The following is a 25,919-nucleotide window of genomic DNA, read 5'->3' on the forward strand; positions in this document are numbered from 1 at the left end:
CCGGCCTCTTCGCGGGCTTGCCCGCGAAGAGGCCGGCCCTGATATCCCATTCATCCGGATCCGCCCCATGCCCTTTTCCGTTCGCGCCCTGCGTCTGGGGCTGATCTCCCTGCTGATCGTGCTGGGCACCGCCCTCAGCGCCGGCTGGGCCATGCACCAGGCCAAGCGCCAGGCCATGGAAGCCGACGCCCAGCGTGCCAGCCAGCAGTTGGGCCTGTATGCCAATGCCCTGCACACGCTGATCGACCGCTACCGCGCCCTGCCCGCCGTGCTGGCGCTGGACCCGGAACTGATCGCCGCCCTGCGCGGCCCGGTCAGCGAACCGATGCAGGACGCCCTGAACCGCAAGCTCGAACGCATCAACGGCGCTGCCAACTCCTCCACCCTCGAACTGCTCGACCGCACCGGCCTGGCCATCGCCGCCAGCAACTGGCGGCTGCCTAGCAGCTATGTGGGCTCCAACTACGGTTTCCGCCCCTACTTCAAGCAAACCCGCAGCCAAGGCAGTGGCCGCTTCTACGCAGTGGGTGTGACCAGTGGCGTGCCGGGATACTTCCTCGCCAGCGCGGTGAACGACGAGCATGGCCGCTTCCTCGGCGCCATGGTGGTGAAGCTGGAGTTCCCCGAACTGGAGCGCGAGTGGCGCCAGGGCAGCGACATCCTGCTGGTCAGCGATGCCCGTGGCATCACCTTCATCGCCAACCAGGACGGTTGGCGCTACCGTGAGCTGCAGCCGCTCAATGGTGCCGACCGTGCCGAACTGGCCGAAACCCGTCAGTACGACAAGCAACCGCTGGTGCCGCTGCAGCACCAGGTGCTGACCCGCTTTGCCGCCAACAGCACCCTCAGCCGCGTGCAAGGCCCGGAGGGTAGCGCCGAGTACCTGTGGGAAAGCCTGCCGCTGGAAAGTGAAAACTGGACTTTGCATCTGCTGCGCAAGCCGCAGGTGGCCGCCGACGGTCGCAATGCCGCCCTCGGCGCCGCCGCCGTATGGCTGAGCCTGGTGTTCGCTGCGCTGTTCGTCAGCCAGCGCCTGCGCCTTGCCCGCCTGCGCCAGCGTAGCCGGGAGGAGCTCAAGCGCCAGGTCGAGGAACGCACCCGTGAGCTGCGCACCGCCCAGGAGGGGCTGGTGCAATCGGCCAAGCTGGCGGCGCTTGGGCAGATGTCGGCGGCCATGGCCCATGAAATCAACCAGCCGCTGACCACCCAGCGCATGCAGCTGGAAACCCTGCGTCTGCTGCTCGACCATGGCCGATATGACGAAGCACGCCAGGCACTGGAGCCGCTGGAGCAGATGCTCACGCGCATGGCCGCGCTCACCAGTCACCTGAAAACCTTCGCCCGCAACAGCCCGGTCGGCCTGCGCGAACGCCTCGACCTGGCCACCGTGGTCGACCAGGCACTGCACCTGCTGGAGGCGCGTATTCGCAGCGAAGAAGTGGAGGTAGCCCTGTACCTGGCGCGCCCGGCCTGGGTGCGCGGCGATGCCATTCGCCTGGAGCAGGTGCTGATCAACCTGCTGCGCAATGCCCTCGACGCCATGGCCGACAAGCGCTACAAACGCCTGGAGATCCGCATCGAGCCCGACGGCGAGCTATGGCGCCTGAGCGTGCTGGATTCGGGTGGCGGCATTGCCGAGGCCAACCTGGCCAAGGTCTTCGACCCATTCTTCACCACAAAGCCGGTGGGTGAAGGCCTTGGGCTGGGGCTAGCCATTTCCTACGGCATCGTCCACGAGGCCGGCGGCAAGCTGCAGGCCGAAAACCTGCCTGGCGGCGCGCGCCTTAGCCTTACCCTGCCCCGTGACCTGGAGCCTGCATGTTGAATTCAGTGATCGTCGTCGATGATGAAGCCAGTATCCGCACCGCGGTCGAGCAATGGCTGAGCCTGTCGGGCTTCAGCGTGCAACTGTTCGCCCGCGCCGAAGAATGCCTGGCACACCTGCCACGGCACTTTCCCGGGGTGATCATCAGCGATGTACGCATGCCGGGCATGGATGGCCTGCAGTTGCTCGAACGCCTGCTGGCGGACGACCCCGACTTGCCGGTGATCCTGCTGACCGGCCACGGCGATGTGCCCATGGCAGTGGAAGCCATGCGCAGCGGGGCCTACGACTTCCTGGAAAAACCCTTTACCCCGCAGCACCTGCTGGGCAGCCTGCGCAGGGCCCTGGAAAAGCGCCAGCTGGTCTTGGAAAACCGCCGGCTGCACGAGCAGGCCGATCTCAAGTCACGCCTGGAAGGCACACTGCTGGGTATGTCCCAGGGCCTGCAACAGCTGCGTCGGCAAGTGCTGGACCTGGCCAGCCTGCCGGTCAATGTGCTGATCCGCGGCGAAACCGGCAGTGGCAAAGAGCGCGTGGCCCGCTGCCTGCACGATTTTGGCCCGCGCGCCGACAAGCCGTTCGTCGCCCTCAATTGTGCAGCCATCCCCGAGTCGCTGTTCGAGGCCGAGCTGTTCGGCCATGAAAGCGGCGCCTTTACCGGCGCCCAGGGCAAGCGCATCGGCAAGCTTGAGTACGCCAACGGTGGCACGGTGTTCCTCGACGAAATCGAAAGCATGCCACTGGCCCAACAGGCCAAGCTGCTGCGGGTGATCCAGGAACAGAAGCTGGAACGCCTGGGGGCCAACCAGAGCATCAGCGTCGACCTGCGCATCATTGCCGCGACCAAGCCCGACCTGCTCGAAGAAGCCCGCGCCGGGCGCTTCCGCGAAGACCTTGCCTATCGCCTGAACGTGGCCGAGTTGCGCCTGGCGCCGTTGCGTGAACGGCGTGAGGACATTCCACTGCTGTTCGAGCACTTTGCCCGTGCCGCCGGCGAAAAGCTTGGTCGCGCAGCCCCGCCACTGTCGGGCGCGCAACTGGCGCAGCTGCTGTCGCATGACTGGCCGGGCAACGTGCGTGAGCTGGCCAACGCGGCGGAGCGGCATGCATTGGGGCTGGGCTCGCCGAACATCGAGGTGACGCCTGCCGGGCAGTCGTTGAGCGAACAGATGGAAGCGTTCGAGGCGCAATGCCTGCGCGCGACGCTGCGCCAGCACGGGGGCGAAATCAAGGCGGTGATGGAGGCCTTGCAGCTGCCGCGGCGCACGCTGAACGAAAAGATGCAGCGGCATGGGTTGGTGCGCGAGGACTTCATCGGGCGGGAATGAGCGGAAATCCGCTTATCTCGCTCAATCAGCAAGCAAAAAACCGCTCATTAATCTGATTTTCCGGGGCTGCTTTGCAGCCCTTCGCGGGCACGCCCGCTCCCACAAGGAAATGCGCCACGTCAGGAATAACGCGGCTTCTGTGGGAGCGGGCGTGCCCGCGAAGGGGCGCACAGCGCCCCCATTTGAAGCCCAATGCACCCATTTGGCACACCTTCTGCAATCACCTGTGCAAGCTGCGCCACGGCGCGCTCCACAAAAACAACGAGAAGGTATCCCTGATGGATAATGCCACCTCCCTGCCAGCCGGGGCGTCCACCGCGCCTGCCACAGAAAAAACCACCGCCAGCCGCCTGAAGTCGATCTTCAGCGGGTCCATCGGCAACATGGTCGAATGGTACGACTGGTACGTCTACGCCGCATTCTCGCTGTACTTCGCCAAGGCCTTCTTCCCGGCCGGCGATTCCACCGCACAATTGCTCAATACCGCCGCGATCTTCGCCGTGGGCTTCCTCATGCGCCCGATCGGTGGCTGGTTGATGGGCCTGTACGCCGACCGCAAAGGCCGCAAGGCCGCATTGATGGCCTCGGTACTACTGATGTGCGCAGGCTCGCTGGTCATCGCCCTGACCCCGGGTTACGAAACCATCGGAGTCGCCGCACCCATCCTGCTGGTCATTGCACGCCTGATGCAGGGCCTGTCGGTGGGTGGTGAATACGGCACCTCGGCCACCTACCTCAGCGAGATGGCCAGCAAGGACCGCCGTGGTTTCTTCTCCAGCTTCCAGTACGTCACCCTGATCTCCGGCCAGCTCATCGCCCTGGCGGTACTGATCGTCCTGCAACAGACCCTGACCACCGAGCAGCTGTATGCCTGGGGCTGGCGCGTACCGTTCGTGATCGGTGCGCTGTGCGCCGTGGTGGCGCTGTACCTGCGTCGCGGCATGGAAGAAACCGCCTCCTTCACCAAGAAGGAAAAGGCCAAGGAAAGCCTGATGCGCACCCTGCTGCGCCACCCCAAGGAGCTGATGACCGTGGTCGGGCTGACCATGGGCGGCACCCTGGCCTTCTACACCTACACCACCTACATGCAGAAGTACCTGGTCAACACCGTTGGCATGAGCATCAGCGACTCGACCACCATCTCGGCCGCCACGCTGTTCCTGTTCATGTGCCTGCAGCCGGTGATCGGCGGCCTGTCCGACAAAATCGGTCGACGCCCGATCCTGATCGCCTTCGGCGTGCTCGGCACCCTGTTCACCGTACCGATCCTCAGCACCCTGCACACCATCCAGACCTGGTGGGGCGCGTTCTTCCTGATCATGGCGGCGCTGATCATCGTCAGCGGCTACACCTCGATCAACGCCGTGGTCAAAGCCGAGCTGTTCCCTACCGAAATCCGCGCCTTGGGCGTGGGCCTGCCGTACGCCCTGACCGTGTCGATCTTCGGCGGCACCGCCGAGTACGTGGCCCTGTGGTTCAAGAGCGCCGGCATGGAGAGTGGCTTCTACTGGTACGTGACCGCCTGCATCGCCTGCTCGCTGCTGGTTTACGCAACCATGAAGGACACCAAGCAGCACTCGCGGATTACCACTGAGTGAGTGTGAGCTTGCCGTAATCAAGAAGGGCGCCCCGTTATCGGGGCGCCTTTTTTCATACATGCGAATGCGTCATGCAATCCAGGTGTACGGTTTTAGGGCTCCAGCGCATGCGAGACGCACCGCGCGGACGGCGCTCGATTTCAGCAACAGCGCAAACATCAAGCCATACCTCCGAAGCCTTCTGATGAGCCGATTAGAAATCCTGTTCGGCTCAACATGTGAGCCGAATAGCCCAATTAATCGGCTCACTGGTATCGGAAAGCAGGCTCAGGACATCTCCAACGCCTGACGCGGCTCACGGCGCTGGTACCAGGTGGCCATCAGCACCAGTACCAACAACACCCCTCCCAGCACCGCCGAAGAGCCGACCGTGCCGAAGTCCAAACCGCCCTTCTCGTGGGGCTTGGTGAGGAAATCGCCCAAGGTGGCGCCGAACGGGCGGGTAAGCACGAATGCGACCCAGAACAACACCACGCCAGGGATGCGTGTCCAGTAGCGGGCCACCACTACCAAGGCGATGGCACTGCCGATCAACAGTGCACCACCGGCAAAACCGAGCCCCGAGTCATCGGCCAGGTAATCGCCCAGCGCCGTGCCGAGGGTGTTGGAAAACAGGATCGCCACCCAGTAGAACAATTCGCCCGTGCGGTTCTTGATGCGGGTGACATCCAGCGGGTTGCCGCTCAGGCGCCATACCAGGAAGGTCAGCAGCAGGATGCCGATGAGGATGGCCGAACCCGCGGCGTAGCCCAGGCCCAGGGTGCGGTCCATGAAGTCGGACATGGTGGTGCCGGCGGTGCTGGTGGAGAGGATCACCAGCCAGTACAGCATCGGGTGGTAGCGGCGCGAGTACAGCTGGCCGAGCAAGGTCAGCAGGAACACGCTGATAAGCAGCAACGAACTGAGGGCATAGCCGATGTTCAGGGTCATCGACAGCAAATCCCCCGCCGTTTCGCCAAGGGTGGTAGCGCAGATCTTCATGACCCAGAAGGCCAAGGTGATTTGCGGAAGTTTGTTCATTGTTGTGCCGCTCCGGTTTGAGGTGCGGCGATGGTGCTGAGCAGCATTTGAAAAATCGGTTGGTGATGTATGAAAAATGCGTTCAGCAGCCTTCAATGACAAATTTTTCATCCTTAACGCCTCATTAATTCCACCGCCTCAAGCTGAAATGGCTGGCAGAACGTCGGCGCATGGGCGGGCACATCCTGAGCCAGAACCGCTGCCCGAGCCACAAGATGCACGCCAACACATATCGAACTATTCGATTTTCAAGCGCTACTATTTGCGCTTTTTAATCAAATTAATCGGCGTAGGATTAAACCCATAGAAACAAAACAACCTCAAAAACCCCTGGAGCAACGACCATGAAAAACAAACTGATCCTTACCCTGGCCCTCTCGGTTTTCGCTGCTGGCGCTTTCGCCGAAGATGGCTTCAACCGCACCAACGCCCACACCTTCGCAGCGACCCAGAGCCAATCCGCTGCCTACGCTGAAGATGGTTTCGACCGTACTGGCGGCCAGCGCTTCGCTGAAGATGGCTTCGACCGCACCGGTGGCCAGCGCTTCGCCGAAGACGGCTTCGACCGCACTGGTGGTCAACGCTTCGCCGAAGACGGCTTCGACCGCACTGGTGGTCAACGCTTCGCCGAAGACGGCTTCGACCGCACTGGTGGCCAGCGCTTCGCCGAAGACGGCTTCAACCGCACCAACGCCCACCGCATCAGCTGATCCCTGATGCGAGCACCCAGCCCGGCTTCGGCCGGGCTTGATCATTTGCAGGCGGGCACAGGCTTGGCACACTAGGCGCCTTGTCCACCAAGAGGTAGGGCCAGCAAGCCCAGCACAGATGTATTACTACGAACCCGCAAAAGGCCACGGCCTTCCCCACGACCCGTTCAACGCCATCGTCGGCCCCCGCCCTATCGGCTGGATCTCCTCACAGGACCGCGAAGGCCGCCTGAACCTGGCGCCCTACAGCTTCTTCAACGCCTTCAACTACATTCCGCCAATCATCGGTTTCTGCAGCGTCGGGCGCAAAGACAGCCTGAACAACATCGAGCAGACCGGCGAGTTCGTCTGGAACCTGGCCACTCGCACGTTGGCCGAGCAGATGAACCAGAGCTGCGCACCGGTTGCCGCCGAGGTAAGCGAATTCGAATTGAGCGGCCTCACCGCCACGCCATCGAGCATCGTCAATGTGCCGCGTGTCGGCGAAACCCCAGTGGCTTTCGAGTGCAAGGTCAGCCAGATCGTCCAGCTCAAGCGGGCCGACCAGGAACTGGTGCCCAGCTGGTTGATCCTGGGTGAAGTGGTGGCGGTGCACATTGCCGAGCACCTGTTGAAGAACGGCATCTACGATACCGCTGCCGCCGAGCCGATCCTGCGTGGTGGTGGCCCGGCAGATTATTTCGAGCTGGGCAACCTGTTCAAGATGGCCCGCCCACCGGCCTGATCACCAGATCAGCTCACCCTCTTCGCTGACGCCCTGCAGGCGTTGCAGCTCGGCCGTGGCCGCTTCGTCGGCGGCCACGGCGCCCTGGAACACCTGGCCGTCGAGAATCTTGTGAAAGCGCGGCGCGCCACCCATGCCCAGGGCCTTGACCGCGATGGCCGCGTTGTAGCCGCCACCTTCCACCGGGACCATCGCCGAAACCGCTTCGAAATGCGGGAATTCTCTACGTGCCATGTTGCTATCTACCTGGTTGATCAAGGGCAGCATCTTACCCTATTCATCTGTACCGGCCCTATCGCCGGCAAGCCAGCTCCCACAGGTACTGCACCGCCCTCGAAACCTGCGATAAACCTGTGGGAGCTGGCTTGCCGGCGATGAGGCCAGAACAGGCAACACCTCAATCAAAGGTATGCAGATCCAGGCTACTGACCACCTGTTCCTGCACCAACTCACCAAACACTTCCAGTGTCGGCGAAGCAAAGTAGCCACTCATCGCCTGCTGGTCTTGCCAGCTGCCACTGAGCAACCATAAATCGGCATCAGCCTGCGAACGCTGCACCGAAAAACTCAGGCAGCCCGGTGCTCGCAACGAGGGCTCGAGCAGGTCACGCAGGCGCGCGCCCAGCTCCGCCGAGCGCCCGCTGCTGGCACGGATGAAAGCAAGGTGGGTGACCGGTTGTGTCGGGGTCATTGCACAATCTCCTTGAAGCAGGCGGACGAAAAAGCCAGGCTGCCAAGGTTAGGGCCTCGCCCGCGCGACACGTTAGGCCATTACTGCTCGCCGATTGCCTGATCCTGCAGCGCGGCAGGATCAGGCAATCGGCGTGCAGCTTTTGACTAGCGCCCGCCATTGCCCAAACCTATGCTGCGTCGGTCAGCAGAGGAAAGCCATCATGACCATCGCCACGTCCATCGACCCAAGCCTGGAACTGCAACGCCAGGAGCTGGCCGAGCTGATCCGCCGCCACGCCGGGGAGCCTCACGGCCCGGCATCGGCCATCGATGACCTGTACCTGGTGCGGTACACCGAGAACGTGCGCTCGGTACCGACGCTGGCGCAACCTGCGCTGTGCATCCTCGCCCAGGGCAGCAAAAGCCTGTTCCTGGGTGACGAGCAGTACGCCTATGACCCGCTGCACTACATGGTGGTCTCGGTAACCTTGCCGCTTAGCGGCGTAAAGCTCGACGCCAGCCCCGAGCACCCGAGCCTTGGCCTGCGCATGGACCTTGACCCGGCCGAAATCAGCCAGCTGATCGCCGAAAGCGGACCGATGCTGGTGCCCAACCGGCCTTCCGGTCGTGGCTTGTATGTGGAAAGAACCGATGCCGCGTTGCTCGACGCCTTGCTGCGGCTGATACGCCTGCTGGACACCCCTCGCGACATCGCGATGCTGGCGCCGCTGTTCCGCCGGGAGATTCTGTACCGCCTGCTGCGCGGGCCGCAGGGCTATCGGTTGTACGAAATCGCCTTGGCCAACAGCCAGACCCACCGGGTTTGTCAGGCCATCACCTGGCTCAACCAGAACTACCAGCGGCCTTTGCGCATCGAGGATCTGGCGCGGGAGGTCAACCTCAGCACCTCGACCTTGCACCACCGGTTCAAGGCCGTGACGTCGATGAGCCCGTTGCAGTACCAGAAGCAACTGCGCCTGCAGGAGGCGCGGCGATTGATGCTCAATGACGGCCTCGAGGCAGCGGTGGCGGCCTACCGGGTGGGGTATGAAAGCCCGTCACAGTTCAGCCGTGAATACAGCCGGCTGTATGGCGCGCCGCCGATTCGTGATGTGGCGAGGTTGCGGGCGACTGCTGGCTGAGTTTGGCTTTGCCTGTGCCGGCCTCTTCGCGGGTAAACCCGCTCCCACAGGTTTTGCACAGATATTGATAACTGTGCAGTACCTGTGGGAGCGGGTTCACCCGCGAAAGGGCCGGTACAGACAATAGCTTCACCTCAACCCAACACAGCCCCCTGCCACTGATTCTGGTCAACCTGGATCAAGGTCGGCCCCTTGCGCTCCACTGCCTGCCCCAACGCCACCTGCAGCTGCGCCACATCTGCCACCTGCTCCGCCGCCGCGCCCAGGGCCCGCGCCACACCGATGAAGTCCGGCGTATGGATATCCACCCCGACTGGCTCGATGGCCCGGTTGACCATGTACTTCTTGATTTCCTCGTACCCCTGGTTATTCCACAGCAGCACGATCAGCGGTACCTGCGCTTCCACCGCGCTGGCCAGCTCCGGCAAGGTGAACTGCAAACCGCCATCACCAATCAGGCACACCGCAGGGGCACGCTCACCGACCTGCTCCGCGCTGCCCAGCCAGGCGCCCATGGCCGCCGGCAATGCGTAACCCAAGGTGCCGTAGCCGGTCGAGGCATTGAACCAACGGCGTGGCTGGTCCATGTCCAGGGTCAGGTTGCCGGTGTACACCGGTTGGGTCGAATCGCCCACCAGAATGGCATTGGGCAGGCGCTCGATAATTGCATTCAGCAAACGCGTCTGGCTCAGGGTCGGCTGGTCCCAACCCGCCGCCAGTGCCTGGCGCAGCTTGGCCACCCGGGCCGCGCCCCACGTGCTTTCACGCACGGGTTGCGGCAGCGCCTGCAAGGCACCGAGCAGCGCCTCGGCGGCCAGTTCGGCATCGGCCACCAGCGACAGCGTCGGCAGGTAATTGCGCACGGTCTGGTCCGGGTCGATGTCGATGCGCAACAGGCTGCCCGGGATCTCGAAACCACCTTTGAAGGTCACGTCATAGTCGGTTTCGGCCAGTTCGGTGCCGATCGCCAGCACCACATCGGCCTCGGCCACCAGCGCCCGTGTGGCTGGCAGTGACTGGGTCGAGCCGATCTGCAGGGGGTGGCTGGCCGGCAGCAGCCCCTTGGCATTGATGGTAAGCGCCACCGGCGCCTGCAGCTGTTCGGCCAGGCGCGCCAGCGCGGCGCCCGCGGCCAATGCGCCGCCCCCGGCCAGGATCAATGGCCGCCGTGCATTGGCCAGGCGCTCGGCCATCTGCGCCACGGCCTGCGGCGCTGCCCCTGCCCGGCTACTGCGCACCACGCGCCCCGGCAGCAGGTGATCGGCCGGTTCGACCAGCACGTCGAGCGGGATCTCGATATGCACCGGGCGCGGTCGGGCGCCTTCGAACACGGCGAATGCCCGAGCCAGCACCTGCGGCAGGTCATCGGCACTCATCAGGGTGTGGGAAAATGCCGCCACACCCGACACCAGCGCGGCCTGGTTAGGCAACTCATGCAGCTTGCCACGGCCACCGCCCAGCTGGTCGCGGGATTGCACGCTGGAAATCACCAGCATCGGGATCGAGTCGGCATAGGCCTGGCCCATGGCGGTGGTGATGTTGGTCATGCCCGGGCCGGTGATGATGAAGCACACCCCCGGTTTGCCGCGGGTCCGCGCATAGCCGTCGGCCATGAACCCGGCCCCCTGCTCGTGGCGCGGGGTGACATGGCGGATGGACGAGCCGGCCAGGCCGCGGTAGAGCTCCACGGTATGTACACCAGGAATGCCGAAGACATGATCAACGCCATAGCCTTCAAGGAGTTTTACCAGTACTTCGCCGCAGGTCGCCATTGGGTTTCACCGTGAATCTTGGTTGGGTTATGCCCCTATTGGACCCAGCGACGGCTATCGCCACAATGCAAAAAAACACATACTAGCCATGTTCTGCAATCATGGCTCAGCACAATGAAACGCCTCCCGCCCCTTCCCGCCCTGCATACCTTCCTGGTCACCGCCCAGCACTGCAATTTCACCCGTGCCGGGCAGCAGTTGCATATCACCCAGGGCGCCGTCAGCCGGCAGATCGCGGCCCTCGAAGAGCATCTGGGCTATGCCTTGTTCCAGCGCCAGGCCCGTGGGTTGAGCCTGACCCGTGAAGGCCAGGACTGGCTGCCAAGGGTGCAACAGGTATTTGCGCTGATTGAACAAGGGGTGCGCGAGGTGGGTGGGCGCAGCGCTACGTTACAGCTCAAGGCACCGACCTGCGTGATGCGCTGGCTGCTGCCACGCCTGATGGAATGGCAGGCGCTACGCCCGGATGTACCGGTGGAGCTGACCACCACGGTGCAACATGGAGTGGACTTTCGCCGCGAGGGTTTCGATGCGGCGGTGGTGTATGGCGATGCGCCGAACCACGGGCTGCGCGTGCGCAAGCTGTTCGATGAGCAACTGACGCCGGTGTGCGCGCCGTCACTGCGCGAGGGGCCGATGCCGTTGCAGCAGGTCGAGGACCTGGCGCGACACATGCTGCTGCACCCCTCGCGGAATGAGCATGACTGGCAGCTGTGGCTGCAGGCAGCCGGGGCAACGCTGGCCATTCAAGGTCCGAAGCAGCATTTCGAGACGCTGGACATGGCGATGGCCATGGCCTCGCAGGGCACCGGCGTGGCCATCGGCGACTGGTCGCTGATCGGCGATGACTTGCGCGGGGGGCGGTTGTGCATGCCGTTTGCGCTGAAGGTGATGACCGGCAAGGGGTATTACCTGGTGAGCCAGGCCAAGAGCTTGCCGGCGGGGTTGGGGGAGTTGCTGGATTGGCTGGAACACCAGGCCAGCCAGTGAGGGCCTCTTCGCGGGCACGCCCGCTCCCACAGGTACAGCACAGATTCCAAGACCTGTGCTTTACCTGTGGGAGCGGGCGTGCCCGCGAAGCAGGCGACTCAATAGCCGACAGTAAAACGCTGCCGCGAATGCGCCGGCTTTTCCAGTTCGTCGAGCATGGCAATCGCGTAATCGGCAAAGGTGATCCAGCTCTTGCCATCCGCGCCGATCAACAGATGATCCTTGCCCAGCTTGTAATGCCCGCTGCGCTCACCTTCAACGAACTCCGCCGACGGCGACAGGAAGGTCCAGTCCAGGTTCGGCTCCCGTTGCAACGCTTCCAGGAAACGCACTCCGGCAGTGGCCTCGGCCTTGTATGCCTCGGGGAAGTCCGGGCTGTCGATCACCCGATGCCCAGACGGCAGCAAAAGGCTACCGGCCCCACCCACCACCAGCAGGCGCCTGACCCCGGCCCGTTTGACTGGCTCGATGATGGCGTGTGGCTCGATGGTCGAGAAATGCGCCGCACTCAGCACCGCATCCACACCCGCGACCGCCGCTTGCAGGGCTGCGCTGTCCTTGGCATCCAGCGCCTTGACGGTCACCCCCTCCCGCCCCTGCAACCGCGACGGGTCGCGGGCGATGGCCAGCACACTGTGGCCACGGCGCAGGGCCTCCTCCAGCAACTGGCTGCCAGCGCGGCCGGTGGCACCGATGATTGCAATCTTGCTCATGGGATACTCTCCATCAGTTGAACGGAACTACCATTTCATCTCGCCCTTGGCGACCTTGGCCCCCAGCTCCAGCGAGCTTTCATCGGCCAGGCTCGGGTAACGTCGCTTCATCGCCGCGATCAACGCACCGGCGTCTTTCGCCTGGGCGGTCTCGGCATCGAAATCACGAATGTAGTTCGCCGTGAAACGCACGGCCTGCAGCGATCGGCTGCTGTCCCCCAGGTAATGCCCGGGTATGACCGTGCGCGGCGCCAGCGCTTCGATGTGCGCCAGGGTGCCGAGCCAGTCGGCGTGGGACTTGGCCGTTTGCGTGTCGGCCATCCATACATGAATGTTCTCCGACACCACCACGCCACCGACCACCGCCTTGATCGACGGGATCCACACAAAACTGCGGTCAGGTTGCGGGCCGTCCAGGCCGACCACCTCGAGGGCCTGCCCTTCCAGCGTCAGGCGGTTGCCTTCGAGCACCTGCGGCAGCACCAGTCGCGCTGGCTTGTCCCTGCCCATCTGCGGGCCCCAGTAGGCCAGCTTGGCATCCATGGTCTGGCGGATATGCGCAACCGTGGCGGCCGACGCCAGCACCTTGGCGTCCGGGAAGGCCTGGGTCAGGGTATCCAGGCCGAAGTAGTAGTCCGGGTCGCCATGGCTGATGTAGATAGTGGTCAGCTGCTTGCCGCCTGCCCGCAGGCGCTGCACCAGCTGCTCGGCCTGGGCCTTGCCGAACTGGGCATCGACGAGGATGGCGTCGTGCTCGCCGCTGACGATCACCGAACTGACCGGGAAGATCGCCTCATGCCCGGGGTTGTAAACCTCCAGCCGCAAGGGGTCGGCAGCCAGCGCCGGGCCGGCCAGGGTCACACAGGCCAGCAGCAGGCCACGCAAGGGAGTGAAAAGAGACATCGCAAACGCCCGTCAGATGAACAATGCCCAACAGCTTAGTTGCCCAATCCGTGACAAAAAATGCGATGCTCGAACATAGTTTGTTTCTGAAACCGGGCAAATCATGGACCGTCTCAACGCCATGCGCGTTTTCGTCACCGTCGTCGACCTGGGTAGCCAGTCGGCGGCGGCGGATCATCTGCAACTGTCGCGGCCGGTGGTATCGCGCTACCTGGCAGAGCTGGAGGACTGGGTTGGCGCACGGCTGATGCAGCGCACCACACGCAAGCTCAGCCTCACCGCCGCCGGCCAGGAAACCCTGCCTCGCTGCCGGCAATTGCTGGAACTGGCTGGCGACCTGCAGGCCGCGGTGCAGCAGCCGGATGACGCGCCCAGGGGCGCGCTGCGCATCAGCGTCAGCACCTCGTTCGGCCAGGCCCAGCTGGTGGATGCAGTGGCCGCCTACGTCCGGCGCTACCCCGGGGTGAAGGTGGAACTACAGATGCTCGATCGCACGGTCAACCTGGTGGACGAGCGCATCGACCTGGCCATCCGCACCAGCAATGACCTGGACCCCAACCTGATCGCCCGGCGCCTGAGCGTATGCCGCTCGGCAGTGTGTGCGGCACCGGCCTACCTGCGCGAGCACGGCACGCCGCAACGGGTCGAGGAACTGAGCCGGCACAACTGCCTGACACATGCCTACTTCGGCCACAGCCTGTGGCATTTCGAGGTAGCCGGCCAGCAAGTCGCCGTGCCAGTGGCGGGGAACATCAGTGCCAACGAGGCGATGACACTGCAGAAAGCGGCGCTGGCCGGCGCAGGTATCGCCATGCTGCCGACCTACCAGGCCGCGCAGGCCCTGCGCCGGGGTGAACTGGTGCGCCTGCTGCCCGAAGCCAGGCCACGCGAGCTGAACCTGAATGCGGTGTACACCTCACGCAAGCACATGCCGGCGACCTTGCGCAGCATGCTGGATTTTCTGGTGCAGCGGTTCAAGGACGAACCGGAGTGGGATCAGGACTTGTAAAGCCGCTCCTACAGGAATGGCACTGTCACTCCTCGACGCTCATGTACTCCTTCGCCCAGCGGATGTAGTCCTCTGGCTGGGTGTAGGTGTGCGAGAGTTCGGTGGCGCTGAGGTTTTCCGACTTGTTCTGCTGGCCGCGCTGCAGCCGCAGGCAATCGTAGGTGGCCTTGATGGCGGCAAAGTAGGCCGCGTGACCATCGACGACGATGCGCACGCCCAGGCGTGCCAGGCGCTCGTCGTCACGCAGGTTCGGGTTGCCGTAGGTCACCAGCATCAGTGGCACCGTCAGGTGCTCGGCAATCTGCTCGAGTTGTTCGAAGTCCTTCACCCCCACCATGCAGATGCCGTCGGCTCCGGCCTTCTGGTAGCTCTGGGTACGCACGATGATTTCTTCGGTGGTGAGCACGCCAGCGTTGGTCCGGGCAATGATCGACAGCGACGAATCGACCCGCGCCTCCAGCGCCGCACGGATCTTGCCGACGCCCTCTTCAACCGGGATCAGGTCGGTGGACTTGCGCCCGAACTGGGCAGGTAGCAGGGTGTCCTCGATGGTCAGCGCAGCCACGCCGGCGCGCTCCAGTTCGATGACTGTGCGCATGACGTTCAGCGCGTTGCCATAGCCGTGGTCGGCGTCAGCCAGCACCGGTAGTTGTGCCACGCGACCAATACGGGTGGCCTGCTCGACGAACTCGCTGAGGGTGATCAGGGCGAAGTCCGGTGCAGCCAGTACCTGAAGCGAAGCGACGGAGCCGCCGAGGATGCCGACCTCGAAGCCCAGGTCTGCGGCAATGCGTGCCGACATCGGGTCGAACACCGATGCGGTGTGATAACAGGAACCTGAAGCGAGCAGCTCGCGGAAGGCAAAACGCAGATCTTGATGGGAAGCCTTGGGCATGATCACTCCGCAAAATAAGTTGAAATTCGAACGGTAACTACCGACCCCTGTAATCGGGTCTACCTGGCCTGTTCCAACCGTCGCCATCTGGGCGGTCATGCTCGACATGCAGGCAGAGGAATAAAAGGTGTGGGAGACAGCGGCGCAAAAACCTGCGGCATAATGTTGCACCAAGCTGGTGCAAAGCCCCGATTTTCGGCCTCTGTGGCATACCAACGATATCACGCAGCCATGCAGCACTGAATGAATGCGCCAATGCCGATCTTGCATAGGGGATGCAGATAGTGGATAGGAAGCTACCTAACTCAGGTTACAATTCGGGGACTTCATGCTGGCCTCTTCGCGGGTAAACCCGCTCCCACAGGGACCGCGCCGTCCTCAGGAGCGACACCGGACCTGTGGGAGCGGGTTTACCCGCGAAGAAGGCCGCCACCGTCATACAAGGTATCCCCGTGACCGCCGCCCTGCCCCCCACCACCCTGCGCAACGTGCTCACCGCCCTGATGCTGGCGATCTTCCTCGGCGCCCTGGACCAGACCATCGTTGCCGTCTCGCTGCCGGCGATCTCGGCGCAGTTCAACGATGTCGGCCTGCTGGCCTGGGTCATCTCCGGCTACATGGTGGCGATGACCGTCGCAGTGCCGATCTACGGCAAGCTGGGCGACCTGTACGGGCGGCGCAGGATGATCCTCACCGGCATCAGCCTGTTCACCCTGGCCTCGATCGCCTGCGCCCTGGCCCAGGACATGCAGCAACTGGTGCTGGCCCGGGTACTGCAGGGCATTGGTGCCGGTGGCATGGTCTCGGTGAGCCAGGCGATCATCGGCGACTTCGTACCCCCGCGAGAGCGCGGCCGCTACCAGGGATACTTCAGCAGCATGTACGCGGTGGCCAGTGTCGCCGGTCCGGTGCTGGGCGGCTGGTTGACCGAATACCTGTCATGGCGCTGGGTGTTCTGGATCAACCTGCCGCTGGGGCTGGTTGCACTGCGGGCGATCCGCCGCGCCCTCGGCGGCATGCCGGTGCAGCGCCGCGAGGCGCAGGTGGATTACCTGGGTGCCGTTTTGCTGATTCTCGGCCTGGGTAGCCTGTTGCTGGGCATTACCCTGGTCGGCCAGGGCCACGCCTGGGTCGACCCGGCCGTGCTGGCCTTGTTCGCCTGCGCCGCGCTGGGCTTGATGCTGTTCATTGCCCATGAGCGCCGCTGCCCGGAGCCGCTGCTGCCGCTCGGCCTGTTCGGCAATCGCGTGGCGGTGCTGTGCTGGGGCGTGATCTTCTTCGCAAGCTTCCAGTCGATCTCCCTGACCATGCTCATGCCGTTGCGCTACCAGGGCATCACCGGTGCCGGCGCCGACAGTGCTGCCCTGCACCTCCTGCCGCTGGTGATGGGGCTACCCATGGGTGCCTTCACCGGCGGGCGCATGACCAGCCTGACCGGGCGCTACAAGCCGCAGATCCTGGCCGGCGCACTGCTGATGCCACTGGCCATTTTCGCCATGGCACTGACCCCGCCGCAGTCGGTCTTGCTCAGTGCACTGTTCATGCTGCTGACCGGCATCGCTTGCGGGCTGCAATTCCCGACCTCGCTGGTAGGCACGCAAAGCGCGGTGGACAGCAAGGACATCGGCGTGGCCACCAGCACCACCAACCTGTTCCGCTCGCTAGGTGGGGCCATGGGGGTGGCCTGCATGTCCAGCCTGCTGCTGGCGCTGCTGCACCAGGGCGGGTTCGAGTCGCTGGGTAATCCGTTGCTGGGGAGCCTGAAGGCCGGAGAAGTGGACCTGGTGACACAGGGGCGGTTGCTGGAAACGTTCCAGCATTTGCTGATGGGGAGTGCCGGGGTAGCTGTGCTGGGACTGTTTGCAGCGCTTGCATTGCCCGACCGGCAACTGCGCGGACGCTGAAGTCGGCCGCACCGTTGTGTGGGCTGCTGCCTTGCTGCAAACCTGCATCTTGTGCGATCCCTGTGGGAGCGGGTTCACCCGCGAAGAAGGCAGCGCGGTGAATGGCACCGGCTTCGCCGGTGTTCGCGGGTAAACCCGCTCCCACAGAGATCTCGGCGCGCCGGCAGAACCTGCACAGCTGAGCATTCCGAAAGCATTAATCCCCCCTTAACACAAAGGGGTAACACTCCCTCACAATCCTTAACAAAGTGTCATTTGCGCAGAGCCGGGCTCAAGCGCAGCATATCCAGCCCGGTGTCGACCCATTTTTCGACATCCTTCAACAAATCGACACTGTCAGGCAGCAACAGCCAGCGCCCGATCAGGCCATCGACATAGGCGAACATGGCCACCGCCGCGCGCTCGACATCAAGCTCGCCTGGCAACTGGCCCCGGCGCACGGCATTGGCCAACGCCAGGGTGATGCCCTTGTGGCAATCCAGCACAGCTGCCTGGCGCTGCTGGCGAATTTCACACATGTCATCGGTGAACTCGCACTTGTGATGCAGGATTTCGTTGATACGCCTGGTTCGGGCATCGAGCACCAGCTCGTTGAACACTTGCAGCAACAGCTTGCGCATGCAGCCAAGCGGGTCCACTTCGTCCTCGCTTTCGCTCGCCCGCGCCAGGTGGTCATGGGTTTCATGCAGGCTGTCGAGCAACGCCTGCACCAACTCGGCCTTGTTGTTGAAGTGCCAGTAGATCGCTCCTCGCGTCACACCCGCCAGTTCGGCGATGTCGGCCAGGGTGGTTCGCGCAACCCCGCGCTTGTAGAAGGCCTTTTCCGCCGCCTCGATGATCTGGGCGCGGGTTTCCTGGGCTTCTTCTTTGGTTCGACGGACCATGGCAGTACAAACCTCATCTGCCCCGAACGCGCGGCGCGTGCGGGGAACACTCCGGGGGCACCTCTGCAGGGTGCCTCGCGGGGGGAGCTAATCAAGAGCTGTGGCAGTACCCGAGTACAACCCAGCGGTATTTACAAACAACCATGAATGTAAGTATATTCCTTAGCAAGCTATTTATCCACCGGATAGCAATTTTTCCAGATCAAGACTCTTCCATTACTCTTGAGCGTCTCCCAGCTCCAGCGACCCGAGGATCCTCATGCAATTCAAGCCAGCCGTTACCGCTCTGGTTTCCGCCGTCGCCCTGGCAACCCTGCTCAGTGGCTGTAAGAAAGAAGAAGCAGCGCCAGCGGCGCAGGCTCCTCAGGTCGGCGTCGTGACCATCCAGCCCCAAGCCTTCACCCTGACCTCGGAATTGCCGGGGCGTACTACTGCCTACCGCGTCGCCGAAGTGCGCCCGCAGGTCAACGGCATCATCCTCAAGCGCCTGTTCAAGGAAGGCAGTGAGGTCAAGGAAGGCCAGCAGCTGTACCAGATCGACCCTGCCGTGTACGAAGCCAACCTGGCCAATGCCCAGGCCAACCTGCAGGCCACCCGCTCGCTGGCCGAGCGCTACAAGCAGCTGATCGACGAACAGGCTGTCTCCAAGCAGGAATACGACGACGCCAATGCCAAACGATTGCAGGCCGAGGCTTCGCTCAAAAGCGCGCAGATCGACCTGCGCTACACCAAGGTCCTGGCACCGATCAGCGGCCGTATCGGCCGTTCTTCGTTCACCGAAGGTGCACTGGTGAGCAATGGCCAGGCCAACGCCATGGCCACCATCCAGCAACTCGACCCGATCTACGTCGACGTCACCCAGTCCACCGCCGAACTCCTCAAGCTGCGCCGTGACCTGGAAAGCGGCCAGCTGCAGAAAGCCGGCGACAACGCCGCCTCGGTGCAGCTGGTGCTGGAAGACGGCAGCCTGTTCAAGCAGGAAGGCCGCCTGGAGTTCTCCGAAGTCGCGGTCGACGAGACCACCGGCTCGGTCACCCTGCGCGCCCTCTTCCCCAACCCCGATCACACCCTGCTGCCAGGCATGTTCGTGCATGCGCGGCTCAAGGCCGGGGTCAACGCCAACGCCATCCTGGCCCCGCAACAGGGCGTGACCCGCGACCTGAAAGGCGCGCCGACCGCGCTGGTGGTCAACCAGGAGAACAAGGTCGAACTGCGCCAGCTCAAGGCCAACCGTACCTTGGGCAGCGACTGGCTGATCGAGGAAGGCCTGAACCCGGGTGACCGCCTGATCACCGAAGGGCTGCAGTACGTGCGCCCGGGCGTCGAGGTCAAGGTCAGCGAAGCCACCAACGTCAAGAAGCCGGCCAGCCCTGTTCAGGCCAACGCGGCGAAAGCAGACGCCAAAGCGGAGTAAACCATGTCGAAGTTCTTTATCGATCGCCCGATCTTCGCCTGGGTGATCGCCTTGGTGATCATGCTGGTCGGCGCCTTGTCGATCCTGAAGCTGCCGATCAACCAGTACCCCAGCATCGCGCCGCCGGCCATCGCCATCGCCGTGACCTACCCGGGCGCCTCGGCGCAAACCGTGCAGGACACCGTGGTACAGGTGATCGAGCAGCAGCTCAACGGTATCGACAACCTGCGTTATGTGTCGTCGGAAAGTAACTCCGACGGCAGCATGACCATTACTGCCACCTTCGAGCAGGGCACCAACCCAGACACCGCGCAGGTGCAGGTGCAGAACAAGCTGAACCTGGCCACCCCGCTGCTGCCGCAGGAAGTGCAGCAGCAAGGTATCCGCGTCACCAAGGCAGTGAAGAACTTCCTGCTGGTGATCGGCCTGGTGTCCGAAGACGGCAGCATGACCAAGGACGACCTGGCCAACTACATCGTCTCCAACATGCAGGACCCGATCTCGCGTACCGCGGGTGTGGGTGACTTCCAGGTGTTCGGTGCGCAGTACGCCATGCGTATCTGGCTCGATCCGGCCAAGCTGAACAAGTTCCAGCTGACCCCGGTCGACGTCAAGACCGCCGTGGCCGCGCAAAACGTGCAGGTATCCTCCGGCCAGCTCGGCGGCCTGCCGGCCATGCCGGGTACCCAGCTGAACGCCACCATCATCGGCAAGACCCGCCTGCAGACTGCCGAGCAGTTCGAAAAGATCCTGCTCAAGGTCAACAGCGACGGTTCGCAGGTGCGTCTGGGTGATGTCGCCCAGGTTGGCCTCGGTGGTGAAAACTATGCCGTCAGCGCCCAGTTCAACGGCAAGCCGGCCTCCGGCCTGGCAGTTAAACTGGCTACCGGTGCCAACGCCCTGGACACCGCCAAGGCCCTGCGCCAGACCATCGCTGACCTGGAACCGTTCTTCCCGCCTGGGGTGAAAGCGGTATTCCCGTATGACACCACCCCGGTGGTCACCGAATCGATCAGTGGCGTTATCCACACCCTGATCGAAGCCGTGGTCCTGGTGTTCCTGGTGATGTACCTGTTCCTGCAGAACTTCCGCGCCACCATCATCACCACCATGACCGTACCGGTTGTGTTGCTGGGTACCTTCGGCATCCTTGCCGCTGCCGGCTTCAGCATCAACACCCTGACCATGTTCGCCATGGTCCTGGCCATCGGCTTGCTGGTGGACGACGCCATCGTCGTGGTGGAGAACGTCGAGCGGGTGATGTCCGAGGAAGGCTTGCCGCCCAAGGAAGCGACCAAGCGCTCGATGGAGCAGATCCAGGGTGCCCTGGTGGGTATCGCCCTGGTGCTGTCGGCGGTACTGCTGCCCATGGCGTTCTTCGGCGGCTCAACGGGTGTGATCTACCGGCAGTTCTCCATCACCATCGTTTCGGCCATGGGCCTGTCGGTGCTGGTGGCGCTCATCTTCACCCCGGCCCTGTGCGCCACCATGCTCAAGCCGCTGAAGAAGGGCGAGCACCATGTGGCCAAGCGCGGCTTCTTTGGTTGGTTCAACCGCAACTTCGACCGCAGCGTAACCGGCTACGAGCGCAGCGTGGGCACCATCCTGCGCAACAAGGTACCGTTCCTGCTGGCCTACGCGCTGATCGTGGTCGGCATGATCTGGCTGTTCGCCCGCATCCCTACCGCGTTCCTGCCGGAAGAAGACCAGGGCGTATTGTTCGCCCAGGTACAGACCCCGGCCGGCTCCAGTGCCGAGCGCACCCAGGTGGTGGTCGACCAGATGCGTGAGTACCTGCTCAGCGAAGAGGCCGACACCGTGGCTTCGGTTTTCACCGTCAACGGCTTCAACTTCGCCGGCCGTGGCCAGAGCTCGGGTATGGCATTCATCATGCTCAAGCCGTGGGATGAACGCTCCAAGGAAAACAGCGTGTTCGCCCTTGCCCAGCGCGCCCAGCAACACTTCTTCACCTTCCGCGATGCGATGGTGTTCGCCTTTGCCCCGCCTGCGGTGCTCGAACTGGGTAACGCCACCGGCTTCGACGTGTTCCTGCAGGACCGCGGCGGTGTCGGCCATGCCAAGCTGATGGAAGCGCGCAACCAGTTCCTGGCCAAGGCCGCGCAGAGCAAGATCCTCAGCGCCGTGCGCCCGAACGGCCTGAACGACGAGCCGCAGTACCAGCTGACCATCGATGACGAGCGTGCCAGCGCCCTGGGCGTGACCATCGCCGACATCAACAACACCCTGTCGATTGCCCTGGGTGCCAGCTACGTCAACGACTTCATCGACCGTGGCCGGGTCAAGAAGGTGTACATCCAGGGCGAGCCGAACGCGCGGATGAGCCCGGAAGACCTGCAGAAGTGGTACGTGCGCAACGGCGCTGGCGAAATGGTGCCGTTCTCCTCCTTCGCCAAAGGCGAATGGACCTACGGTTCGCCGAAGCTGTCGCGTTACAACGGCGTCGAGGCAATGGAAATCCTCGGTGCGCCGGCCCCGGGCTACAGTACCGGTGAAGCCATGGCCGAGGTCGAGCGCATTGCTGGCGAACTGCCAAGCGGCATCGGCTTCTCCTGGACCGGCATGTCCTACGAGGAAAAACTCTCCGGTTCGCAGATGCCGGCACTGTTCGCCCTCTCGGTACTGTTTGTGTTCCTGTGCCTGGCAGCCCTGTACGAAAGCTGGTCGATCCCGATCGCCGTGGTACTGGTAGTACCGCTGGGTATCATCGGTGCCCTGATCGCCACCAGCCTGCGCGGGTTGTCCAACGACGTGTACTTCCTGGTCGGCCTGTTGACCACCATCGGCCTGGCGGCGAAAAACGCCATCCTGATCGTCGAATTCGCCAAGGAACTGCACGAGCAAGGCCGCAGCCTGTACGACGCGGCGATCGAGGCGTGCCGCATGCGTCTGCGCCCGATCATCATGACCTCGCTGGCGTTCATCCTCGGCGTGGTACCGTTGACTATCGCCAGCGGCGCCGGCGCCGGCAGCCAGCATGCCATCGGTACTGGCGTGATCGGCGGCATGATCAGTGCGACCGTGCTGGCTATCTTCTGGGTACCACTGTTCTTCGTCGCAGTGTCGTCACTGTTCGGCAGCAAAGAGCCGGAAAAAGACGCCACCCCTGAAACTCCACGTTATGAGGCTGGGCAATGACCAAGTCTTTGTTGTCCCTGGCAGTAACCGCTTTCATTCTTGGCGGCTGCTCGCTGATCCCTGACTACCAGACCCCGGAATCGCCGGTGGCTGCGCAGTGGCCGCAAGGCCCGGCTTACTCGCCGACGCAGTCGGCGGAGGTTGCCGCCGCCGAACAGGGCTGGCGTCAGTTCTTCCACGACCCGGCCCTGCAGCAGCTGATCCAGACCGCGCTGGTGAACAACCGCGACCTGCGCGTTGCAGCGTTGAACATCGACGCCTACCGTGCGCAGTACCGCATCCAGCGTGCCGACCTGTTCCCTGCGGTTTCGGCCAACGGTAGCGGCAGCCGCCAGCGCGTACCGGCGAACATGTCGCAGACGGGCGAGGCAGGCATCACCAGCCAGTACTCGGCCACCCTGGGCGTCAGCGCCTATGAGCTGGACCTGTTCGGCCGCGTGCGCAGCCTGACCGAGCAGGCCCTGGAAACCTACCTGTCCAGCGAGCAGGCGCGTCGCTCCACGCAGATCAGCCTGGTGGCCAGCGTGGCCAACGCCTACTACACCTGGCAGGCCGACCAGGCGCTGTTCAAGCTGACCGAAGAAACGCTGAAGACCTACGAGGAAAGCTACAACCTCACCCGTCGCAGCAACGAAGTCGGCGTAGCCTCGGCACTCGACGTCAGCCAGGCGCGTACCGCCGTGGAAGGCGCCCGGGTCAAGTACTCGCAGTACCAGCGCCTGGTCGCCCAGGACGTCAACAGCCTGACCGTGCTGCTGGGCACCGGCATTCCCGCCGACCTGGCCAAGCCGCTGGAGCTCAATGCCGACCAACTGGCCGAAGTACCGGCCGGCCTGCCGTCGGACATCCTCCAGCGTCGCCCGGACATCCAGGAAGCCGAGCACCTGCTCAAGGCCGCCAATGCCAACATTGGCGCGGCCCGCGCAGCGTTCTTCCCGAGCATCAGCCTGACCGCCAATGCCGGCAGCCTGAGCCCCGACATGGGCCACCTGTTCTCGGGCGGCCAGGGCACCTGGCTGTTCCAGCCGCAGATCAACCTGCCGATCTTCAACGCCGGCAGCCTGAAGGCCAGCCTGGACTACTCGAAGATCCAGAAGGACATCAACGTCGCCAAGTACGAAAAGACCATCCAGACCGCGTTCCAGGAAGTCTCCGATGGCCTGGCGGCGCGCAAGACCTTCGAAGAGCAACTGCAGGCGCAACGTGACCTGGTGCAGGCGAACCAGGACTACTACCGCCTGGCTGAGCGCCGCTATCGCATCGGTATAGACAGCAACCTGACCTTCCTCGACGCCCAGCGCAACCTGTTCAGCGCCCAGCAGGCACTGATCGGTGACCGCTTGTCGCAGCTGACCAGCGAGGTCAACCTGTACAAGGCGCTTGGCGGTGGCTGGTACGAGCAGACCGGGCAGGCCAACAACCAGCAGGCAGCGGTGGAAGCACCGAAAGGCTGATCAGCCCTGTGATAGCAAAGAGCCCACCTGTAGCGGTGGGCTTTTTGTTTGTCGGTTGTCTGTGCAGGCCTCTTCGCGGGTGAACCCGCTCCCACAATGTTTTGCATCAATGCTGAAGGCTGTGCAGTACCTGTGGGAGCGGGTTTACCCGCGAAGAGGCCAGTGCAGGAGAACAATTAACCAACCAGAACATTCCGTTCGATTATCGCCCGCTTCCGCTTGTGGCGAATTGCCTCACCCCCGCCATACCCCGCAACATCCTCCCACGCAACGTTGCCCCGGTTCATCCCAAAAGACCCGCACCTGCAGGCCGCATCCTGCAGCGTACCGGCTCGCCCATAAAAACAAGAGATCCACGACAGATGAGCACTTTGCAACCCGCACGTCAGCTGCTGCCCGGCCTGTTGGCCATGTCCTGCGCACTCCCCGTGTTCGCCGCCGACCAAGGTGGTTTCCTGGAGGACGCCAAGGCCACCCTCAACCTGCGAAACTTCTACATCAACCGCAACTTCGTCGACCCGGCCCACCCGCAGGCCAAGGCCGAAGAGTGGACGCAGAGCTTTATCCTCGACGCCCGCTCCGGCTTTACCCAAGGCACCATCGGTTTCGGCGTGGACGTACTGGGCCTGTATTCGGTCAAGCTCGATGGCGGCAAAGGCACCACCAATACTCACCTGCTACCGGTGCACGACGATGGCCGCCCCGCCGATGACTTCGGCCGCCTGGGCGTGGCACTGAAAGCCAAGCTGTCCGAAACCGAGCTGAAAGTGGGCGAGTGGATGCCGGTACTGCCGATCCTGCGCTCGGACGATGGCCGCTCGCTGCCGCAGACCTTCCGCGGCGGCCAGCTGACCTCGAAGGAAATCGCCGGCCTGACCCTGTACGCCGGCCAGTTCCGCGGCAACAGCCCGCGCAACGACGCCAGCATGGAAGACATGTCGATGAACGGCAAGGCAGCGTTCACCTCCGACCGTTTCAACTTTGGCGGCGGCGAATACACCTTCAACGACAAGCGCACCATGATCGGCCTGTGGAATGCCCAGCTCAAGGATATCTACCGCCAGCAGTACCTCAACCTGGTGCACAGCCAACCCCTGGGCGACTGGACCCTGGGCGCCAACCTGGGCTACTTCATCGGCAAGGAAGACGGCGCCGAACGCGCTGGCGAACTGGACAACCGCACCGCCTCGGCCATGCTCTCGGCACGCTATCAGGGCCACACCTTCTACGTCGGCCTGCAGAAAGTCAGCGGCGACGACGCCTGGATGCGGGTGAACGGCACCAGTGGCGGCACCCTGGCAAACGACAGCTACAACTCCAGCTTCGACAACGCCAAGGAGCGCTCCTGGCAGGTGCGCCATGACTTCAACTTCGCCACCGTCGGCGTGCCAGGCCTGACCTTGATGAACCGCTACATCAAGGGTGACAACGTGACCGCAGGCGGTGTGGACGATGGCAAGGAATGGGCGCGGGAAACCGAGTTGGCCTATGTGGTGCAGTCGGGCAGCTTCAAGGACCTGTCGGTGAAGTGGCGCAACTCCACCATGCGCCGGGACTTCAGCACCAACTCATTCGATGAGAACCGGTTGATCGTGAGTTACCCGCTGAATCTGCTTTGAATTCTTCGCGGGCACGCCCGCTCCCACGAGGACCACACCAGCCTTGAAACCTGTGCGGTCCCTGTGGGAGATCACCCAGCCCTTCCGGGCTGCGCTGTCGCGCAGCAAACATGAGGCGCATGACTTCAGATCTGTGGCAGCGCTGACATTTTGAAAAAGAAAAGGCGGCTGGCCTATTAGGGCCAGC

At 63.5% G+C, this 25,919-nt stretch carries 21 protein-coding genes; 13 read left to right on the forward strand and 8 right to left on the reverse strand.

What is annotated here, in order from left to right; all coding sequences use genetic code 11:
• Window positions 1–67 precede the first annotated feature (67 nt).
• From WM94_RS02900 to WM94_RS02910, 3 genes are all read left to right on the forward strand, one after another.
• The gene (locus WM94_RS02900; protein WP_024087686.1) at window positions 68–1,825 is read left to right on the forward strand and encodes an ATP-binding protein; all 1,758 of its coding nucleotides are present in this window, start codon (window positions 68–70) and stop codon (window positions 1,823–1,825) included.
• Window positions 1,819–3,153, forward strand: a complete 1,335-nt coding sequence (locus tag WM94_RS02905) for a sigma-54 dependent transcriptional regulator (protein WP_061550392.1) — start codon at window positions 1,819–1,821, stop codon at window positions 3,151–3,153. The genes WM94_RS02900 and WM94_RS02905 overlap by 7 nt, the downstream gene beginning before the upstream one ends.
• Before the next feature lie 278 nt (window positions 3,154–3,431).
• Window positions 3,432–4,751: an MFS transporter gene (locus WM94_RS02910; RefSeq protein WP_003258436.1), complete on the forward strand. Its 1,320-nt coding sequence runs from the start codon at window positions 3,432–3,434 to the stop codon at window positions 4,749–4,751.
• A gap of 267 nt (window positions 4,752–5,018) precedes the next feature.
• Here the strand turns inward: WM94_RS02910 and WM94_RS02915 are convergent, their stop codons facing one another.
• A complete protein-coding gene (locus WM94_RS02915) occupies window positions 5,019–5,771 on the reverse strand; it encodes a membrane protein (RefSeq protein ID WP_025340470.1) in 753 nt (250 codons plus the stop codon).
• Between the two features lie 344 nt (window positions 5,772–6,115).
• Here WM94_RS02915 and WM94_RS02920 point away from each other — a divergent pair, with 344 nt between their 5' ends.
• On the forward strand, window positions 6,116–6,481 hold the full coding sequence (locus tag WM94_RS02920; protein ID WP_015271636.1) for a hypothetical protein: 366 nt from the start codon (window positions 6,116–6,118) through the stop codon (window positions 6,479–6,481).
• Window positions 6,482–6,599: 118 nt separating this feature from the next.
• Window positions 6,600–7,205 (forward strand): flavin reductase family protein, encoded by a 606-nt coding sequence (locus WM94_RS02925; protein WP_013974025.1) that lies wholly within the window; start codon window positions 6,600–6,602, stop codon window positions 7,203–7,205.
• Here the strand turns inward: WM94_RS02925 and WM94_RS02930 are convergent, their stop codons facing one another.
• Both WM94_RS02930 and WM94_RS02935 read right to left on the reverse strand, forming a co-directional pair.
• The gene (locus WM94_RS02930; RefSeq protein ID WP_003258432.1) at window positions 7,206–7,472 is read right to left on the reverse strand and encodes a hypothetical protein; all 267 of its coding nucleotides are present in this window, start codon (window positions 7,470–7,472) and stop codon (window positions 7,206–7,208) included.
• Window positions 7,473–7,602: 130 nt separating this feature from the next.
• Window positions 7,603–7,896, reverse strand: coding sequence for a putative quinol monooxygenase (locus tag WM94_RS02935; RefSeq protein WP_003258431.1), 294 nt, complete (start codon window positions 7,894–7,896; stop codon window positions 7,603–7,605).
• A 202-nt stretch (window positions 7,897–8,098) separates the two neighbouring features.
• On the opposite strand from WM94_RS02935, the gene WM94_RS02940 reads away from it, so the two are divergent.
• Window positions 8,099–9,019 carry an AraC family transcriptional regulator gene (locus tag WM94_RS02940; RefSeq protein WP_003258430.1) on the forward strand — a complete coding sequence of 307 codons (921 nt, stop codon included), beginning with the start codon at window positions 8,099–8,101 and terminating at the stop codon, window positions 9,017–9,019.
• Window positions 9,020–9,153: 134 nt separating this feature from the next.
• Here WM94_RS02940 and WM94_RS02945 read toward each other — a convergent pair whose 3' ends face one another.
• Window positions 9,154–10,791, reverse strand: a complete 1,638-nt coding sequence (locus WM94_RS02945) for a 5-guanidino-2-oxopentanoate decarboxylase (RefSeq protein ID WP_061550393.1) — start codon at window positions 10,789–10,791, stop codon at window positions 9,154–9,156.
• 114 nt (window positions 10,792–10,905) lie between these two features.
• On the opposite strand from WM94_RS02945, the gene WM94_RS02950 reads away from it, so the two are divergent.
• Window positions 10,906–11,781 carry a LysR substrate-binding domain-containing protein gene (locus tag WM94_RS02950; protein WP_061550394.1) on the forward strand — a complete coding sequence of 292 codons (876 nt, stop codon included), beginning with the start codon at window positions 10,906–10,908 and terminating at the stop codon, window positions 11,779–11,781.
• A 98-nt stretch (window positions 11,782–11,879) separates the two neighbouring features.
• Here the strand turns inward: WM94_RS02950 and WM94_RS02955 are convergent, their stop codons facing one another.
• Window positions 11,880–12,494, reverse strand: coding sequence for an NAD(P)-dependent oxidoreductase (locus tag WM94_RS02955; RefSeq protein WP_061550395.1), 615 nt, complete (start codon window positions 12,492–12,494; stop codon window positions 11,880–11,882).
• A 27-nt stretch (window positions 12,495–12,521) separates the two neighbouring features.
• Window positions 12,522–13,397 (reverse strand): MBL fold metallo-hydrolase, encoded by an 876-nt coding sequence (locus WM94_RS02960; protein ID WP_061550396.1) that lies wholly within the window; start codon window positions 13,395–13,397, stop codon window positions 12,522–12,524.
• 103 nt (window positions 13,398–13,500) lie between these two features.
• Here WM94_RS02960 and WM94_RS02965 point away from each other — a divergent pair, with 103 nt between their 5' ends.
• Window positions 13,501–14,406 (forward strand): LysR family transcriptional regulator, encoded by a 906-nt coding sequence (locus WM94_RS02965; RefSeq protein ID WP_061550397.1) that lies wholly within the window; start codon window positions 13,501–13,503, stop codon window positions 14,404–14,406.
• Window positions 14,407–14,431: 25 nt separating this feature from the next.
• Here WM94_RS02965 and WM94_RS02970 read toward each other — a convergent pair whose 3' ends face one another.
• A complete protein-coding gene (locus WM94_RS02970; RefSeq protein WP_003259571.1) occupies window positions 14,432–15,301 on the reverse strand; it encodes an oxaloacetate decarboxylase in 870 nt (289 codons plus the stop codon).
• A 452-nt stretch (window positions 15,302–15,753) separates the two neighbouring features.
• Between WM94_RS02970 and WM94_RS02975 the strand changes: the two genes are divergently transcribed.
• On the forward strand, window positions 15,754–17,205 hold the full coding sequence (locus WM94_RS02975; protein WP_061550398.1) for an MDR family MFS transporter: 1,452 nt from the start codon (window positions 15,754–15,756) through the stop codon (window positions 17,203–17,205).
• A gap of 251 nt (window positions 17,206–17,456) precedes the next feature.
• Here the strand turns inward: WM94_RS02975 and ttgR are convergent, their stop codons facing one another.
• Entirely contained in the window at window positions 17,457–18,089 is a 633-nt protein-coding gene (gene ttgR, locus WM94_RS02980) for an efflux transport transcriptional regulator TtgR (RefSeq protein ID WP_013974034.1), read from the reverse strand.
• 259 nt (window positions 18,090–18,348) lie between these two features.
• Here ttgR and ttgA point away from each other — a divergent pair, with 259 nt between their 5' ends.
• From ttgA to WM94_RS03000, 4 genes are all read left to right on the forward strand, one after another.
• Window positions 18,349–19,503 (forward strand): toluene efflux RND transporter periplasmic adaptor subunit TtgA, encoded by a 1,155-nt coding sequence (gene ttgA / locus WM94_RS02985; protein ID WP_013974035.1) that lies wholly within the window; start codon window positions 18,349–18,351, stop codon window positions 19,501–19,503.
• 3 nt (window positions 19,504–19,506) lie between these two features.
• Window positions 19,507–22,659, forward strand: coding sequence for a multidrug efflux RND transporter permease subunit TtgB (gene ttgB / locus WM94_RS02990; RefSeq protein WP_061550399.1), 3,153 nt, complete (start codon window positions 19,507–19,509; stop codon window positions 22,657–22,659).
• Complete coding sequence (locus tag WM94_RS02995; RefSeq protein WP_039613768.1) at window positions 22,656–24,113, forward strand: AdeC/AdeK/OprM family multidrug efflux complex outer membrane factor; 1,458 nt, start codon at window positions 22,656–22,658, stop codon at window positions 24,111–24,113. The genes ttgB and WM94_RS02995 overlap by 4 nt, the downstream gene beginning before the upstream one ends.
• 362 nt (window positions 24,114–24,475) lie before the next feature.
• Complete coding sequence (locus WM94_RS03000) at window positions 24,476–25,732, forward strand: OprD family porin (protein WP_061550400.1); 1,257 nt, start codon at window positions 24,476–24,478, stop codon at window positions 25,730–25,732.
• Window positions 25,733–25,919 lie beyond the last annotated feature (187 nt).

The organism is Pseudomonas sp. ABFPK (genome assembly GCF_001586765.1).
GTDB classification, from domain to species: domain Bacteria; phylum Pseudomonadota; class Gammaproteobacteria; order Pseudomonadales; family Pseudomonadaceae; genus Aquipseudomonas; species Aquipseudomonas asiatica.

Bases quoted from the DNA above. Each gene is read 5' to 3' on its own strand.
- WM94_RS02910 (WP_003258436.1), top strand. From the start codon at position 3,432: ATGGATAATGCCACCTCCCTGCCAGCCGGGGCGTCCACCGCGCCTGCC.
- WM94_RS02960 (WP_061550396.1), bottom strand. From the start codon at position 13,397: ATGTCTCTTTTCACTCCCTTGCGTGGCCTGCTGCTGGCCTGTGTGACC.
- WM94_RS02965 (WP_061550397.1), top strand. From the start codon at position 13,501: ATGGACCGTCTCAACGCCATGCGCGTTTTCGTCACCGTCGTCGACCTG.
- WM94_RS02935 (WP_003258431.1), bottom strand. From the start codon at position 7,896: ATGACCCCGACACAACCGGTCACCCACCTTGCTTTCATCCGTGCCAGC.
- ttgA (WP_013974035.1), top strand. From the start codon at position 18,349: ATGCAATTCAAGCCAGCCGTTACCGCTCTGGTTTCCGCCGTCGCCCTG.
- WM94_RS02930 (WP_003258432.1), bottom strand. From the start codon at position 7,472: ATGCTGCCCTTGATCAACCAGGTAGATAGCAACATGGCACGTAGAGAA.
- WM94_RS02915 (WP_025340470.1), bottom strand. From the start codon at position 5,771: ATGAACAAACTTCCGCAAATCACCTTGGCCTTCTGGGTCATGAAGATC.
- WM94_RS02905 (WP_061550392.1), top strand. From the start codon at position 1,819: ATGTTGAATTCAGTGATCGTCGTCGATGATGAAGCCAGTATCCGCACC.
- WM94_RS02950 (WP_061550394.1), top strand. From the start codon at position 10,906: ATGAAACGCCTCCCGCCCCTTCCCGCCCTGCATACCTTCCTGGTCACC.
- WM94_RS02995 (WP_039613768.1), top strand. From the start codon at position 22,656: ATGACCAAGTCTTTGTTGTCCCTGGCAGTAACCGCTTTCATTCTTGGC.
- WM94_RS02955 (WP_061550395.1), bottom strand. From the start codon at position 12,494: ATGAGCAAGATTGCAATCATCGGTGCCACCGGCCGCGCTGGCAGCCAG.
- WM94_RS03000 (WP_061550400.1), top strand. From the start codon at position 24,476: ATGAGCACTTTGCAACCCGCACGTCAGCTGCTGCCCGGCCTGTTGGCC.
- WM94_RS02900 (WP_024087686.1), top strand. From the start codon at position 68: ATGCCCTTTTCCGTTCGCGCCCTGCGTCTGGGGCTGATCTCCCTGCTG.
- ttgR (WP_013974034.1), bottom strand. From the start codon at position 18,089: ATGGTCCGTCGAACCAAAGAAGAAGCCCAGGAAACCCGCGCCCAGATC.
- WM94_RS02925 (WP_013974025.1), top strand. From the start codon at position 6,600: ATGTATTACTACGAACCCGCAAAAGGCCACGGCCTTCCCCACGACCCG.
- WM94_RS02970 (WP_003259571.1), bottom strand. From the start codon at position 15,301: ATGCCCAAGGCTTCCCATCAAGATCTGCGTTTTGCCTTCCGCGAGCTG.
- WM94_RS02920 (WP_015271636.1), top strand. From the start codon at position 6,116: ATGAAAAACAAACTGATCCTTACCCTGGCCCTCTCGGTTTTCGCTGCT.
- WM94_RS02945 (WP_061550393.1), bottom strand. From the start codon at position 10,791: ATGGCGACCTGCGGCGAAGTACTGGTAAAACTCCTTGAAGGCTATGGC.
- WM94_RS02940 (WP_003258430.1), top strand. From the start codon at position 8,099: ATGACCATCGCCACGTCCATCGACCCAAGCCTGGAACTGCAACGCCAG.
- ttgB (WP_061550399.1), top strand. From the start codon at position 19,507: ATGTCGAAGTTCTTTATCGATCGCCCGATCTTCGCCTGGGTGATCGCC.